15 protein-coding genes are annotated in these 14,643 nt (G+C 57.8%); 8 read left to right on the top strand and 7 right to left on the bottom strand.

Translation table 11 applies throughout. The annotated features are described in order from the left end of the window. Positions 1-31: 31 nt before the first annotated feature. The gene (gene ppa, locus ACAM29_RS09565) at positions 32-565 is read right to left on the bottom strand and encodes an inorganic diphosphatase (RefSeq protein WP_091825366.1); all 534 of its coding nucleotides are present in this window, start codon (positions 563-565) and stop codon (positions 32-34) included. A gap of 104 nt (positions 566-669) precedes the next feature. Next, positions 670-1,641: a class 1 fructose-bisphosphatase gene (locus ACAM29_RS09560; RefSeq protein ID WP_091825369.1), complete on the bottom strand. Its 972-nt coding sequence runs from the start codon at positions 1,639-1,641 to the stop codon at positions 670-672. A 158-nt stretch (positions 1,642-1,799) separates the two neighbouring features. On the opposite strand from ACAM29_RS09560, the gene mpl reads away from it, so the two are divergent. The 5 genes from mpl to ACAM29_RS09535 are packed head-to-tail and all read left to right on the top strand — an operon-like array spanning position 1,800 to position 6,172. Beyond that, positions 1,800-3,182: a UDP-N-acetylmuramate:L-alanyl-gamma-D-glutamyl-meso-diaminopimelate ligase gene (mpl, locus tag ACAM29_RS09555; protein ID WP_091825372.1), complete on the top strand. Its 1,383-nt coding sequence runs from the start codon at positions 1,800-1,802 to the stop codon at positions 3,180-3,182. Beyond that, positions 3,172-3,810: a flavin prenyltransferase UbiX gene (locus ACAM29_RS09550; protein WP_369623979.1), complete on the top strand. Its 639-nt coding sequence runs from the start codon at positions 3,172-3,174 to the stop codon at positions 3,808-3,810. The genes mpl and ACAM29_RS09550 overlap by 11 nt, the downstream gene beginning before the upstream one ends. Positions 3,811-3,864: 54 nt before the next feature. Further along, positions 3,865-4,554, top strand: coding sequence for a tRNA (adenosine(37)-N6)-threonylcarbamoyltransferase complex dimerization subunit type 1 TsaB (gene tsaB, locus ACAM29_RS09545; protein ID WP_369623978.1), 690 nt, complete (start codon positions 3,865-3,867; stop codon positions 4,552-4,554). Continuing rightward, entirely contained in the window at positions 4,551-5,375 is an 825-nt protein-coding gene (locus ACAM29_RS09540; protein WP_206840383.1) for an undecaprenyl-diphosphate phosphatase, read from the top strand. The genes tsaB and ACAM29_RS09540 overlap by 4 nt, the downstream gene beginning before the upstream one ends. Next, on the top strand, positions 5,372-6,172 hold the full coding sequence (locus tag ACAM29_RS09535) for a class I SAM-dependent methyltransferase (RefSeq protein WP_369623977.1): 801 nt from the start codon (positions 5,372-5,374) through the stop codon (positions 6,170-6,172). The genes ACAM29_RS09540 and ACAM29_RS09535 overlap by 4 nt, the downstream gene beginning before the upstream one ends. Here ACAM29_RS09535 and ACAM29_RS09530 read toward each other — a convergent pair. Next, positions 6,166-6,372, bottom strand: a complete 207-nt coding sequence (locus ACAM29_RS09530) for a SlyX family protein (RefSeq protein ID WP_091825386.1) — start codon at positions 6,370-6,372, stop codon at positions 6,166-6,168. The two genes, ACAM29_RS09535 and ACAM29_RS09530, sit on opposite strands and share 7 nt — an antisense overlap. A gap of 190 nt (positions 6,373-6,562) precedes the next feature. Here ACAM29_RS09530 and ACAM29_RS09525 point away from each other — a divergent pair, with 190 nt between their 5' ends. After that, complete coding sequence (locus ACAM29_RS09525; RefSeq protein ID WP_206840388.1) at positions 6,563-7,027, top strand: cold-shock protein; 465 nt, start codon at positions 6,563-6,565, stop codon at positions 7,025-7,027. A gap of 60 nt (positions 7,028-7,087) precedes the next feature. On the opposite strand, the gene hrpB is transcribed toward ACAM29_RS09525, so the two are convergent. Next, entirely contained in the window at positions 7,088-9,607 is a 2,520-nt protein-coding gene (hrpB, locus tag ACAM29_RS09520) for an ATP-dependent helicase HrpB (protein WP_369623976.1), read from the bottom strand. A gap of 135 nt (positions 9,608-9,742) precedes the next feature. On the opposite strand from hrpB, the gene ACAM29_RS09515 reads away from it, so the two are divergent. Next, positions 9,743-10,351 (top strand): YigZ family protein, encoded by a 609-nt coding sequence (locus tag ACAM29_RS09515; RefSeq protein ID WP_206840391.1) that lies wholly within the window; start codon positions 9,743-9,745, stop codon positions 10,349-10,351. A gap of 75 nt (positions 10,352-10,426) precedes the next feature. Next, on the top strand, positions 10,427-12,142 hold the full coding sequence (locus tag ACAM29_RS09510) for a phosphoethanolamine transferase (protein ID WP_369623975.1): 1,716 nt from the start codon (positions 10,427-10,429) through the stop codon (positions 12,140-12,142). Here ACAM29_RS09510 and ACAM29_RS09505 read toward each other — a convergent pair. From ACAM29_RS09505 to ACAM29_RS09495, 3 genes are read right to left on the bottom strand one after another with little or no spacing between them, the layout of a single operon-like run. Continuing rightward, positions 12,115-13,143 (bottom strand): histidine kinase dimerization/phospho-acceptor domain-containing protein, encoded by a 1,029-nt coding sequence (locus ACAM29_RS09505; protein WP_369623974.1) that lies wholly within the window; start codon positions 13,141-13,143, stop codon positions 12,115-12,117. The two genes, ACAM29_RS09510 and ACAM29_RS09505, sit on opposite strands and share 28 nt — an antisense overlap. Continuing rightward, the gene (locus ACAM29_RS09500) at positions 13,140-13,844 is read right to left on the bottom strand and encodes a response regulator transcription factor (RefSeq protein WP_206840398.1); all 705 of its coding nucleotides are present in this window, start codon (positions 13,842-13,844) and stop codon (positions 13,140-13,142) included. The genes ACAM29_RS09505 and ACAM29_RS09500 overlap by 4 nt, the downstream gene beginning before the upstream one ends. After that, the gene (locus ACAM29_RS09495; protein ID WP_369623973.1) at positions 13,813-14,595 is read right to left on the bottom strand and encodes a phosphatase PAP2 family protein; all 783 of its coding nucleotides are present in this window, start codon (positions 14,593-14,595) and stop codon (positions 13,813-13,815) included. Before ACAM29_RS09495 ends, ACAM29_RS09500 begins: the two co-directional genes overlap by 32 nt. Positions 14,596-14,643: the final 48 nt, after the last annotated feature.

Below are 14,643 nucleotides of genomic sequence, written 5' to 3'. Positions count from 1 at the left end.
ATGTGATGGCACATCTCCCCGGAGGCAAGTCTTACTTGGCGGCTTCGTATGCAGCAGCAGACTTCACGATCTCGGCGCGCGCGGCGTCGGCGTTGGCCCAGCCTTCAACCTTGACCCACTTGCCCTTTTCGAGGGTTTTGTAGTTCTCGAAGAAGTGGGCGATCTGGTCACGGGTCAGCTGAGGAATATCGTCAACATCATGAATATCGTTGTACGCCTGGCTCAGTTTCTCGTGCGGAACGGCAACCAGTTTGGCATCACCGCCGGCTTCGTCGGTCATGTTCAGGATACCGACCGGACGGCAGCGAATGACAGAACCGGTCATTACCGGGTGTGGGGTCAGCACCAATACGTCCAGGGGATCGCCATCGTCTGCCAGAGTGTTGTTGATGTAGCCGTAGTTGGCCGGATAGAACATCGGGGCAGCCATGAAACGGTCAACGAAGATCGCATCAGCGTCTTTGTCGATCTCGTATTTAACCGGGGAGCTTTCCGCCGGGATTTCGATGATCACGTAGATGTCATTCGGCAGATCTTTGCCGGCAGGGACTTTCTCGAAGCTCATGAGCTGTTTTCCTGTTATCGATTACAAGGACAGAACGTATAGCGGGCCGCAGTATAAACTGCCCAGCAGCCCGCCGGAATACGACTTACAGGTGAAACGCCTGTTCAGCAGTCGCAGTGGTACTGCAGCAGCGTCTCGACTTCTTCGCGTGAACCCAGCGCCACAGATACGCGCTGATGGATGTGGTCAGGCTGAATATCCAGTATGTCGCTGTAACATGTGCTGGAGATGCCACCGGCCTGCTCGATCAGCAGGCTCATCGGATTGCCTTCGTACATAAGGCGCAGCTTGCCGGGCTTGGCGGGTTCGCGTGAATCCCAAGGGTACGTGAAAATACCGCCACGGGTCAGGACACGATGCACCTCGGCCACCATGGAGGCGATCCAGCGCATGTTGTAGTTCTTGCCACGGGGGCCTTCGGCACCCTTGAGCAGGTCGTCAACATAGTTGCGCATCGAAGGTTCCCAGAAGCGGTGGTTCGACATGTTAATGGCGAACTCTTTGGTTTCTTCGGGGATCTTGACGTTTTCACGAGTCAGCAGGAAATCACCGGTGTGAGCAAGGGTAAACATGTTGACGCCATGCCCGGTGGTCAGTGCCAGAACCGCTGAAGGACCGTACAGTACATAGCCGGAAGCCACCTGTTTGCGACCTGCCTGCAGGAACATGTCCACATTATCATCCGTGGCGCCTTCAGGGGCTTCAAGGATGGAAAAGATGGTGCCCACGGAAACATTGATGTCGATGTTGGAAGAGCCGTCCAGAGGGTCGAAAGTCACCAGGAAGCGACCATTTGGGTTGCCGAAGACAGGGTCGTCTTCCTCTTCAGACGCGAGGCCGCGGACAAGAGGATTGTCGAGCAGCACCTTTTTCAGCACGTCGTTGGAAATGACATCCAGCTTCTTCTGGGTTTCACCCTGAACGTTGGTGTCATTGGTGGTGCCGAGAATACCGGCCAGAGCGCCCTCTCGCAGTTGCAGTGCGATCTCCTTGCAGGCGATCATCAGTGTGTCGATCAGTTCAACGAGTTCGAGGTCGGTGTCGTGGTGTTTCAGGTAGTTGCTGAGCAGCTGCATCTGTGAATTCGGCCTTTGTTTGATCCGATGGGAAAGACGCGCTGAATTGTACGCTATCCTGATGGATTTTGCATAAGAACAGATCGTTTCCGGTGCGGTTTTCGTAGCGCCAAGCTGATATGATGCGATGCATTCAGAACAAGAAAAGGAGCATCCGGGTGCACATCCATATTCTCGGAATTTGCGGTACCTTCATGGGGTCGCTGGCGATACTGGCCAAACAGCTGGGGCACCGGGTCACCGGCTCGGATGCGAATGTCTATCCACCCATGAGCACGCAGCTGGAGCAGCAGGGAATTGAGCTGATCCAGGGTTACGATCCGGTGCAACTGGAGCCGGCCCCCGATATGGTGGTCATCGGCAACGCCATGAGTCGCGGCAACCCCTGTGTTGAGCATGTGCTGGAGCATAATTTGCGCTACACCTCGGGTCCTCAGTGGCTACACGACAATCTTTTGGCCGACCGCTGGGTGCTGGCGGTAGCCGGTACCCATGGTAAAACCACGACCGCTACCATGTTGGCCTGGATTCTTGAACAGGCGGGCATGTCGCCCGGTTTTCTGATAGGCGGCGTGCCGCTCAACTTTGAAACTTCTGCCCGTATCGGAGAAACCCCTTTCTTTGTGATTGAAGCGGACGAATACGACACTGCCTTTTTCGATAAGCGTTCGAAGTTTGTGCACTATCACCCCCGCACCCTGATTCTGAATAACCTTGAGTTCGACCACGCGGATATCTTTCCTGATCTGGCGGCGATTCAGCGCCAGTTCCATCACTTGATGCGGATCTTGCCCGCCACCGGACAGGTTATCATGCCGGCAGATTCGGCAGCGCTTGATGATGTAATCGACATGGGGTGCTGGAGTGAGCGAGTACTGACTGGCTTTGATCGTCGTGCCAGCTGGTCGGCTCAGCTTCTGAGCGAAGATGGCAGTCACTTTTCCGTTCAGCACCAGGGCGAGAGTCTGGGCGAAGTGTGCTGGTCACTGACCGGCCTGCACAACGTGAGCAATGCGATTAATGCACTGGTGGCGGCACGTCATGTTGGCGTTCAGCCAGAGCATGCGATTGAAGCGCTGAGCCGGTTCGGCGGTGTCAAGCGGCGAATGGAGCGGTTGGGCGAAGTGGCCGGGATCACCGTGTATGACGACTTTGCGCACCACCCCAGTGCAATTCAGACCACGCTGGAGGGGCTGCGTGCCCGTGTGGGCAAACGCCAGGCAGTGGTGGCCGTGATTGAACCGCGCTCCAACACCATGAGGCTGGGTGCCCACAAGGCACAGCTTGCCGAAGCAACCGCCATGGCGGATCAGGTGTACTGGTATCAGCCGGAAGGGCTGGACTGGTCGCTGGATGAAGTGGTGGCACAGAGCCCTGTCCCGGCACGGCTGGAAACGGAAATATGTCCGCTTGTTAACCGTCTGGCAAGCGAATTGCCGCGCGGTGCGCAGGTCGTGATCATGAGTAATGGCGGCTTTGGCGGTATTCACCAGAAGTTGCTGAAGGCGCTGGAGCAGCGGGAGTCGATTCATGTCCTCTGACAGTGGTTTTGCTGGGCGTGTGACGCTGGCCATTACCGGCGCATCCGGTGTTCAGTATGGGTTGCGTCTTCTGCAGTGCCTGTTGGCGCAGAACCAGCAAGTGCTGTTAATGGTGTCGAAAGCAGCCCAGGTTGTGATCGCAACCGAGACCGACCTCAAACTCCCAGGATCGCCCGATGCAATGGAACACTTTCTGACTGAGCAGTACGGCGGCATGGCAGGTCAGCTGTGTGTGTTCGGGCGCGAACAATGGATGGCTCCGGTGGCGTCCGGTTCGGGTGCGCCTTCTGCCATGGTTGTGTGTCCCTGCAGTACCGGTACCCTGTCGGCCATCGCCTGTGGCGCCAGCAATAACCTGATCGAGCGTGCGGCAGATGTGGCATTGAAAGAGCGCAGGCAGCTGATACTGGTACCCCGCGAGGCACCTTATTCCGAGATCCATCTGGAGCATATGCTCAAGCTGACTCGCATGGGGAGTGTCATCATTCCGGCCAGCCCCGGATTCTATCATCGCCCACAAAGTGTCGAAGATATGGTGGACTTTGTAGTGGCGCGTATCCTGTCGCAACTTGGGCTCGAACAAGCACTGTTGCCACGCTGGGGTGAGGCGCTGATTCAGGGCGGGTGATTTGTTCACTCCAGCTGATTACAATAGCCCCGTTTTTGACCGACCGAGAAGACTATGTCCAAGATACTGGCCCTGGATACCTCTACCGATGCCTGTTCAGCGGCGCTGCTGCTGGGTGATCAGTTGACTGATCGCTTTGTCATCGAGCCGCGCCGCCATACCCATCTGTTGTTGCCGATGGTTGAAGAGCTGCTGGCTGAAGCCGGTGTGGCTTTGAACAGTCTGGATGCCATCGCCTTTGGCCGTGGCCCCGGCTCTTTCGCCGGCATTCGCATTGCGACCGGAGCCGCTCAGGGGTTGGCGCTGGCAGCAGATCTGCCGGTGGTGCCGGTTTCAACCCTGAAGGCGATCGCTTGGGCAGAAGGTGAAGACAGCTGCTCGCAGTTGACGGTGTTGGACGCTCGCATGGACGAGGTCTACTGGTGTGCATGGCAGTGGCAGGACGGTGAGCCGGTTGCACTGGTCGAGGAACAGGTATGTGCCCCGGCACAGATCCACCTGCCGCCGGAAAGCCCTGTCCGGTCTTTTGTCGGGTTGGGCAGTGGCTGGTGTTATCGTGAGCGGATGCCGGCAGAGCTGGTGCGTCAGGTTCGTGAGATCAAAGCGGAGGTCTACCCGCAGGCCTCGGCGATGGCACAGCTGGCTCAGCGAGTATTCAGGCAGGGAGCTGCGATGGCGCCGGATGATGCGCGCCCAGTTTATCTGCGCGATCAGGTTGCCTGGAAGAAAAAGGATCAGCAGTGAACTTCAGCGACTGGCTGCATACCTTTTGCCTGGCCGTGATTCAGGGGCTGACGGAGTTTCTGCCCATCTCCAGTTCGGCGCATCTGATTCTGCCTTCCCAGTTGCTGGGGTGGGAGGATCAGGGGCTGGCGTTTGATGTCGGCGTTCATGTCGGCACTCTGCTGGCGGTTGTCTATTATTTCCGTCGAGAGGTCAGCGGTATGGCCATGGCCTGGGGGCGTTCTTTGGGTGGGCCGTGCGATGCCGAAGGCAAGCTGGCCTGGTTGGTGGTGCTGGCGACTCTGCCCGCGATGTTCAGCGGGCTCATGTTTGCAGGCCTGATCGAACAGTATGGTCGCTCGATACTGGTGATAGCGGCTGCTACGCTGATTTTTGGCGTTTTGTTGGGCTGGGCTGACAGTCGCCGGCAGGAATGTCGCGGAATTCGTGAGCTGACGCGACGCGATGCTGTCATGATTGGTATGGCGCAGGCATTGGCCCTGATACCCGGTACCTCGCGTTCAGGAATCACCATTACGGCGGCTTTAATGCTGGGGTTCGAGCGTCAGAGTGCTGCGCGGTTTTCATTCTTGTTGTCAATCCCGATCATATTTGGTGCCGGAGTGCTGCAGGTTGCGCGGCTTTCTGAGCAGGGCAGTGGTGCTCACTGGCTGCAGATTGGTGTCGGTACACTGGTTGCCGGACTCAGCGCGCTGGCCTGTATCCACCTGTTCCTCAAATGGCTGGATCGTGTTGGTATGATGCCGTTTGTCTGGTATCGGCTGGCGTTGGGGGTCGTGCTTTTGCTGGTCTGGTTGGCAGGCCCCGGGGGGCTGGTGTGAATCTGGCCGTAGGTTGGCAGTATGAGGACGGCAGGGCAAAAGCAGAAACATTGGCGCTTGAGCTTGGTCTTCCCTGTGTTGCGTCTCCTGATCTGGCCTCTGCCGAGCCTTGGCAGCAGGTGCTGTTGTTTGACTTGCAGGGGCTGGCGCTTTACGCGACCGGGCCAAAACGCCCGGGACCTGTCAGGGCCGATTTCGTGTCCGGTGCGGTTGCGCATCGGCGTCAGTTTGGCGGCGGTACGGGCCAGCTGATCGCCAGGGCCTGCGGTATCAAGTCAGGCATACGCCCAACCATTGTTGATGCGACTGCAGGCCTTGGGCGAGATGCCTTTGTGCTGGCGACGCTGGGCTGTCAGGTACACATGCTGGAACGCTCATCGGTTGTGCATGCACTTCTGGCAGCCGGGCTGGAACAGGCCATCAGTGTGCCTGAGCTGGCCGAAACGCTGAAGCGGATGACGCTGGAGCGGGCTGACGGGCGTATCTGGCTGCAGAAGTGTCCTGAGCAGCAACAGCCAGACCTGGTCTACCTTGATCCCATGTTCCCGCATACGGACAAGAAGGCTCAGGTCAAGAAGGAGATGCTGGCTTTCAGAGAGTTGGTCGGCCAGGATACCGATGATGCCGAGTTGCTGGCGGCGGCGCTAGAGGCTGCGCGCTGTCGGGTGGTGGTCAAACGCGCCCGAAAGGCGCCTGCCATCACGGGTCAAAAGCCTTCCTACTCGCTGGAAGGCAAGTCCAGCCGCTATGACATCTATGCCCTGCGAGCGTTGGGTGGAGCCCAGAGTTCTCAGTAATGGGGCGGCGGTACATCGGCTGCGGGCGCTTCTTCACTGCCGCCGAGTTCACGTAGCTGGCCGTGCAGAATCTTGACCATTCGTGTCAGTTTTTCCAGATCCATTTCCTGCCGCGCCACGACTTCACTCAGCTTGTCGATGGCGTCTTCCTGAAAAGCGATGCGTGATTCCAGCTCTGCCAGGGTATCGTTGTCGGCCATAATGACCTCCTTGCTGTTTGGACGGGGTCCATAGGATAGTTCATAGGTCCCTCTGTCAGAAAGCCTGTCAGGCTTAAGCCATTGAAAAAAAATGACGAATAGAGTATATCTGACGAGCTTCAATGCGCGTCTTCCTAAATCTGCGCATCTTATATTGTATAAACATTCAGCTAATAAACAGAGAAGATCAATGAGTGGTAATCAGTTAATCAAGAGTGTGTTGGCCAGTGTTCTGGCTGCGTTTATTATTCCTTTTCTGCTGCAGCGCGTTGCGGGAGTTGAAATAGGGTTCACCTTGCCGGTTTTGGCAATCATTGCTGTTGTGGTTCTGCTTGTAACCCTGGCCAGTGCCTGGCAACCTGCGGGTTCTGCCGCTACGGCGCGGACAGCTCGTCCGTTTTCCGATGCTTCAGAGCAGGATGATGACGAAGGTGACGAGAACGACGGTCGTGAAATCGGCAGCGTTAAATGGTTCAACGTGTCCAAGGGGTTCGGTTTCATCACGCGTGAAAATGGTGATGATGTGTTTGTTCATTTCCGCAACATCCGTGGCCGTGGTCACCGCTCTCTGAACGAAGGTCAGAAAGTTCGCTTCAGCGTGCGTGAAAGCGACAAAGGCCTGCAAGCTGAAGACGTGTCCATCGTTCGCAGCTGACCCCCTCTGCCGGTAGCTTTGCTGCCGGCACCTTTCCTTTCCTTTCCTTCCTTCCCTATTTCAAGACGGCTGACGTCGTTTGGTGTATCGAGTCGGCGCTGCGTTGGCAGGGTCATCCGGCCAGGGGTGTTTTGGATAGCGTCCCTTCATCTCCTTCTTCACCTCCCGGTAACTTCCAGCCCAGAATGCGGCCAGATCGGATGTCACCTGTAGCGGTCGTTGTGCCGGCGACAGCAGGTGCAGCGTGAGGGGAATCCCGTGGCCTACACGGGGAGTATCAAGGCAGCCAAACATCTCCTGCAATTTTACCGCCAGTACCGGGGGCGACTGGCTGTAGTCGATTCGATAGCTGGAGCCTGAAGGAACGGATATCCGTTCGGGGGCGAGCTGATCCAGCAACTGCTGTTGTGGCCAGTCCAGCCGGCTGCGAAAAATCGACAGCAGATCGAGCCGAGTCAGATCGTCCTGTCGAGTAACAGTATCCAGCCAGGGCGACAGCCATTGCTCCAGCGTCTGTAGCAGCCCTGCATCGGACAGGTCGGGCCACTGGGCATCACTATCCTGGCTGGCGGCAAACGCCACTCGTGCCCTGAACTGCTCGACTTCAGGTGTGAAGCTCAGCCGCAGCAACCCTTCACGCTGCAGCAGCGACACAATGGCTCTGCACCTGTGCTCCGCCGTTACTTCCTGCAGCTGTGTTCGGCTCAACACCAGATTGCCGATGCACACCTGCCGTTCAGCCACAAACCTGTCCTGTCGGCTGTCCCACTCGACGACCTCTTCAGTTCGTTTGAGATCCTTTAGCTGACTTTCGAACAGCGAGGGGGCCAGGGCACTGGCCAGTCTGATTCTGTCCGAAGCGCGTCCATTGTGGCTGCTGAGTGTGGCGATCGCGAGCCATTCATGTTTGCGCAACGGGTCCTGTTCGGCCAGCGTAACCCCGCGCCCCTGGCTTAGACGGTATTGTGAGGAGCCGGGTTCCCGCTGCCGCGCGATCCGGTCCGGGTAGGCGCAGACAATCAGATAGCCGATCCAGTGAGGCTGATCCGGTGCGCTGACGGGCTGCGAGGCGATGTCAAGGCAGCTGTTGCGCAGCTGGCTTGCAAGCTGCTGCAGTCGCCGCCGTTGTGGCTCGCGGCCTGCGTTCTGCAACCAGTCAAGCCGCTGGCGCAGGTCGGCGGACTGAGTATTCAGCGGGTCTCGCTCGGTCAGCAGTACCGCAAGGTCTGCCGCCAATGGCAGCAGGCCGTTTTCCGCACCGCATAGCAACATGTGGGCAAGACGGGGGTGAGTCGGTAGCTCGGCCATGCGCTCGCCTCTGCGGGTCAGGCGAAACTGGTTGGGGGCAGGGGCTTCAATCGCCTCCAGCTGCATCAGCAGTTGTATCGCCTGACTGAAGGTGGCCACAGGTGGTGGCTCCAGCCAGACCAGCTCGGTTGGATCGTTCACACCCCAGCGCAGCAGTTGCAGTGCCAGCGGGGCCAGATCGGCCTGAAGAATTTCCGGGCGTGTCTGGGGTTCAAGCTCACTGTGTTGGGCTTCGGACCAAAGCCGATAGCAGGTGCCTGGCCCCAGGCGTCCAGCCCTGCCTGCACGCTGAGTGGCGCTTGCCATCGACACGCGGGTGGTGAACAGACGCGTCATGCCACTGGCGGGATCAAAACGCGCCTGTCGACTCAGCCCGGAGTCGATGACCGCTTCTATGCCCTCAATGGTCAGGCTGGTTTCCGCGATGGCGGTGGCCAGTACCACTTTGCGCTGGCCCCGGGGTGGTGACAGTATCGCCTGTTGCTGCTGATCCAGCGGCAGCTCACCATGCAACGGGGTCAGCAGCAGCTCGGGATACTGTTCCAGCAGCGGTTCCAGCAGTGCCTGAGTGCGGCGAATTTCGGCCAGTCCCGGCAGAAACACCAGCAGGCTGCCGGCGTGCTGCTGCAGTGCCTGTGCCACCAGTTTTGCGATGCGAGGCTCGATCGGCTCGTCGCTGCGACTGCGGGCGGACCAGATGATCTCCACCGGATGGCTGCGGCCACTGGATTGCACCACAGGTGCGCCGTCGAGCCGTGCAGACAATGTCGAGTGCTCGAGGGTTGCCGACATCAGCAGCAGTTTGAGTGGAGGCCCTTCGCGCAGCAGCTCCCGCCCCTGCAGTGCCAGTGCCAGACTGAGGTCGGCATCCAGGCTGCGCTCGTGAAACTCATCCAGAATCAACAACCCTATGCCTTCAAGCCCCGGATTTTCCTGCAGCATGCGCACCAGCACCCCGCCGGTGACCACTTCCAGGCGGGTGGCCTCACTGGTGCGTGTTTCGAGCCGAACACGATAGCCAACACGCTTGCCGACCGGCTCACCCAGTTGCTGTGCCAGTCGTTGGGCTGCAGCCTTGGCCGCAAGTCGTCGTGGTTCCAACAGGATGATTTTCTGTCCTGCCAGCCAGGGCTGGTCCAGCAGTGCCAGTGGCACGCGTGTGGTTTTGCCCGCACCGGGTTCGGCTTCAAGAATCAGTTCGTTCTGTTGCTCAAGGGTGGCAACGATCTCTGGCAGCAGTGAGTCGATCGGCAGCTGAGAGAGGTCGGGCATGGTCATAATCCTTGGCAGTTCGGGCCTGCGAAGTGTACCAGCAACGCAGGCGGGGCGCTGCCCGCGACCGGACAGAAGACCGTGCGATGTACTATCATCCCGCGTGGACCTAACAATCGAGGACCTGCGTTGCTCATGACCTGTTACAAAACCCTGGCCGAACCGGTACACAGCGAGATCGAGATCAAGAAGTCACGCTTTATCGGCTGTATTGAGCCGATCCACTCCCATGCGGCCGGACTTGAACGGGTGGCCGAGCTTTGGCGGCAGCACCCGGAAGCGCGGCATATCTGCTATGCGATGCTGGTGGCCGGGCAGGTGCGTCAGTCCGATGACGGCGAGCCTTCGGGCACGGCGGCCCGCCCGATATTGAATGTACTGCAGCACAAAGGGCTGGATTACGTACTGGCCACGGTGGTGCGTTACTTTGGTGGTATCAAGTTGGGTGCAGGTGGTTTGGTACGCGCCTACAGCCAGGCGATCAGCGAGCCGCTGCAGCAGGTCGAATATGTCGAGGTCAAGCCTCAGGCGCAGGCGCAGATCCGGTTTGAGCATGCGCATGAAGCACTGGTGCGCCGTTTGGCCGAGCAGGCCGGGCTGGCACTTGAGGTAGAGTATCAGCAACAGGTGTTGGCCACTCTGCAGGGCGAAGCAGAGCCGCTGGAGCAATGCCTGCACCAACTGAAGGAGCAGACAAGAGGGGAGCTGGAGTTACTGAACACCAATACGGATGTTGGGGCCTGATTCGAGCCTGTTTTCACGTTAGCCTCACACAGTACAGAGCATGCTACAGGTCTGATAAATCTTCAGGACATATCCATGCTTGTTCGCCTGTTTTCAAAACTGTCTTACCTGCCTCGTCCCCGGCTGAGCGCCGTTCAGCTGGGCTGGCTGGTGGCACTGTTGTTGGGGTTGTTCTATAACGGATCGCTCTGGCGCCTGATTCTATCGCTTCAGTATGCTGATGCCGTACACAAGTGGTTTTTTGCCGCAGCTTTTTTACTGTTTCTGCTGGCGGTGATTCAGCTGTTTCTGGGCTTGTTGTGCTGGCCACGACTGATTAAGCCGGTGGCGGTGTTTCTGCTTCTGAGCACGGCGCAGGTCGGTTATTTCATGGACAGTTATGGCATCGTGATTGACAAGACCATGGTGCAAAATCTGTTCGAGACCGACCCGGCAGAAGTGAGGGATCTGGTCACCGGTGCCATGTTGCTTAACTTGTTGTTGAAAGGCGTGTTGCCGTCCCTATTGCTGCTGTGGATCAGGATCAAGCCCCAGCCGGTTAAGCGGATTCTGGTGGGGCAAACCATCAGTCTGCTCAGCTGCCTGCTCCTGATCGGGCTGAATGCAGCACTGCTGTATAAGGACTATTCCTCGCTGTTTCGCAATCACCGTGAGATCCGCAATCTGGCGCTGCCGTCCAGCTACCTGTACTACACCGGGCGGTACCTCAGTGGAGCCTATGATGCCTCCAAGCGTGCCTTTCAGCCGCTGGGGCTGGACGCTCGACTTGAATCAGCCGGGTTTCAGACTGTATCCGCGAAAGCGCAAAAGCCTGATGTGCTGATTGTGGTATTGGGTGAGACGGCACGCAGCATGAACTTTGGCCTCAACGGCTATGCGCGAAATACCACGCCCGAGCTGGAGCGCCTGCCGGTGGTGAGCTTTACGGATGTGGAATCCTGCGGTACCAGTACAGCTGTGTCGGTGCCCTGTATGTTCTCGCTGCAGCAGCGAGAACGATATGACGATGAGCAGGTGGCCTATCAGAGCAATGTGCTGGATATTTTGCAGCATGCAGGTGTTTCTGTACGTTGGCGTGAAAACAACTCCGGCTGCAAGGGTGTGTGTGCACGCATTCCGGTGATCGAGGCGGAGCAGCTCAATCCGGGGCACGACTGTACGGAAGAGGAATGCTTCGATGATCAGTTATTGTTCGGGTTGCAGCAGCAGCTGGAGGGGCTTAAGGGGCCTGCGGTGATCGTACTGCATCAAAAGGGCAGTCATGGGCCGGCTTATTTTGAACGTGTCCCTGAGAACTATCGGTACTTCACACCGGTCTGCCAAAGCAGCGAGCTGCAGACCTGTGTTCAGACCGATATCGTCAACGCCTATGACAATACCATTCGCTATACCGACCATCTTTTGGCACGGGTGATCGAGCTGTTGCAGCGGCAAGAGCAGCTTAACGCCGCCATGCTCTATGTCTCGGATCATGGCGAGTCGTTGGGGGAGAATAACCTCTACTTGCATGGTATGCCTTGGCTGCTGGCGCCAGAAGAGCAAAAGCAGGTGCCTCTGATCACTTGGCTGTCAGCCGGGTTCCAGCAGGAGCATGGTGTTGACTGGCAGTGCCTCAAGGCAAACAGCGACAAACCACTCAGCCATGACTTCCTGGCTCACTCTCTGTTGGGGCTGATGCAGGTCAGTACATCAGTCTACCAGCCAGAGCTGGATCTGTTTGCGCCTTGTCGTAATGGGCAGTGGAGTCTCGCGACAGTACACAATCAGTCGGCCCGGAAGGCTGATGGCTGAAACTCGATCCGGGCCTGGAACTGCCGAGCATCCTGGTGGTAACAAAAATGTGCTCCGGCCTTGTCACATAGTTGAGCAATGATGGGCAGGCCGTAGCCAAAGCCCTGTTGCTTGTTTTCTGGGCCTGCAGTTGCTACTGGGTTGGTCAGGATCAGTGAGTGAATAACTGCCTCAAGTGTCAGTACCCCTGTACCATGGCGGCGCGCATTGCCCAACAGGTTGTCGAGTATGACTGACAATATGAAGGGGTGAATGGACCAGTCCAGTACTGGTCCAATCTGCAGCTGCAGCTCAAGTCCCGAATGGTCACTTTGGTTGATCAGCTGCTGCAGCATGTGGCTGTCGACTTTGCAATGCTCTGAAGGCTGTTCACGGGACAGCCAAAGGAAGGAGTCGGTCAACTGCTCCATTCGATTGACGGCTTGGGCGATCCGCTGATACGCCCGTTTCTCGGCGGGATTGGTGTGATCTCTCGACATCTCCTGCAACAGATCCAGCGAGCCATGTATCACGGTCAGGGGGGAGCGCAGTTCGTGACTGGCAAAGCGGGTAAAGTTCTGTTCCCGCTGAATAAAGCCATCAATGCGCCGTAACAGCTGGGCAAAGCGCTGACTCATTTCACCCAGTTCATCCTTGCGGGGCAGGGGCGTCATCTGTGGCGAAGAAGGATCAACCGCTTCAATTGCCTGCATCAACTCCCGCACGGGGCGTGTCTGTTGCCAGACCAGCAGTAGAGTGATGCCCATGGCTCCAAGCGAAAACAGTAGAATTCCTCCAATTACGAGCGCTCGTTCCATCAATTCGGATGAATTGGGCTCGTCCAGCAATTGCTCAATACTCGTTTGCTGGAGTTCTGGCTGACTGGCCATGTATTCGAGAATGGCTGCCCGGTTGGCATCCTCAATACTTTCGACCAGGTGCCAGCCCGCCAGCCAGTACAGGCTGGTCAAGAGCAGAGTGGAGAGTCCGGTAATCAGAATGATGCGAGTTGTGAATTTCATGGCGTTTCTGTGGTGTTGGGGGCATCTGGAAGTTGTAGATACACACCGCTTCCCCTGCGGGTGTGCAGCATTGCGGAGTCGAACGGCTTGTCGAGTTGGGTTCTCAACTGATACAGCAGTGACCGCAGCGCATCACTGTCCGGGGGCTCGTCTCCCCAGATGGCCTGCTCAAGCTCGCGACGGCTGACGACGCGGGGAGCATGTGCGATCAGGTGGCGCAGCAGAGTAAAGCCCTGAGGGGTCAGCTGCAGCGGTACATCATCGCGCCGTGCCTGTTGCTGTTCCACATCCAGTTCCAGTGGACCGAAATGCAGCAGGCGCAGTTGTTGACGTGATACGCGTCGGCTCAAGGCTTCAATGCGACAAACCAGCTCGTCCATGGCAAAGGGCTTGACCAGGTAGTCGTCGGCACCGGCGGAAAAACCGGTGACCTTGTCACTCACTTGATCGAGAGCTGTCAGCAGCAGAATCGGGGTGGTGACACCCAGCTGACGCAGCTGCTGACAGAGCGCAAAACCACTGATGCCGGGCATCATGACATCCAGCACCAGTACGTCATGATGTTGTTGCCTGGACAGTTCGAGTGCTTGCTCGCCGGTACGGGCACAGTCAACACTGATGCCGCGCCAGCTTAAAAAGTCGGCGATTGCCTCAAGAATGCCAGGATCGTCATCGGCTAGTAGAACGGAAATCTGAGACATTGGGCAGACGCTCGCTTACTGATTTTAATTGCATCATAGAGCTGTCGGGGTGAAGGCTGCAATCGCGCCTGGGTGCCAGCATCAGCGCCGCCAGCAGGGCGTTGATCGACCAACACAGTGTAAAACTCCAGATATCGTGTGACAGAAAATGTGCGCCTCGCAGCTGCTGAGTGGTCCCGAACAGCAGGCCGAGCCCCAGTGCCAGGGCAAGTGCGGCATATCGCCACCGTGGCTGGACAGTTGCCGCCGCAAAATAGAGCGCAAGCCAGGCATACCCGGCACTGGCGTGTCCGGCGGGAAAGCAGCTTCCGCTACCGTGATTGAAAAGCTGCTGCAGCAAGGGTGAGTAAGGTACATCGCCTCCAAAAGGTTGCAGGCTCCAGGGACATTCAACGCCAAGGGAGCGTTTGCCCAGCAGAATCACTCCGCTGGCAATCAGTGGCGAAATGACCAGATAGGCCAAAACTCTTCGGTAAGGTCGCAGCCGTGGATGAATGCCACTGGCCAACAACAGGATGAGGCAAAGCAGAAGCAAGGCAATGCTGAGCTGCCGACCGCGTTGATGGAGTAACTCACTGAACAGCCAGTGCTCCTTCAGGGTCCATTCATGACCTTCCAGCGCATAAATCCATTGGGCCAGTGTCAGGTCAAGCTGAAAACGGTGGATGATCAGGGTCGCCACCATGGCGCATGCCAGCGCCGCAAGGGCTGAGCATATGAGGCCTGTGCGGCCTGGAAGGCTGGAATTCATGCTGTAACAACCGCCACTGTAGAGGAGACTGGCATGATGCCTGCCTCA

This window comes from Marinobacterium sp. BA1 (assembly GCF_041155135.1).
Lineage (GTDB): Bacteria > Pseudomonadota > Gammaproteobacteria > Pseudomonadales > Balneatricaceae > Marinobacterium > Marinobacterium iners.
The sequence above is the reverse complement of the archived record's forward strand: the minus strand, read 5'-3'. Positions and strand labels throughout refer to the sequence as shown.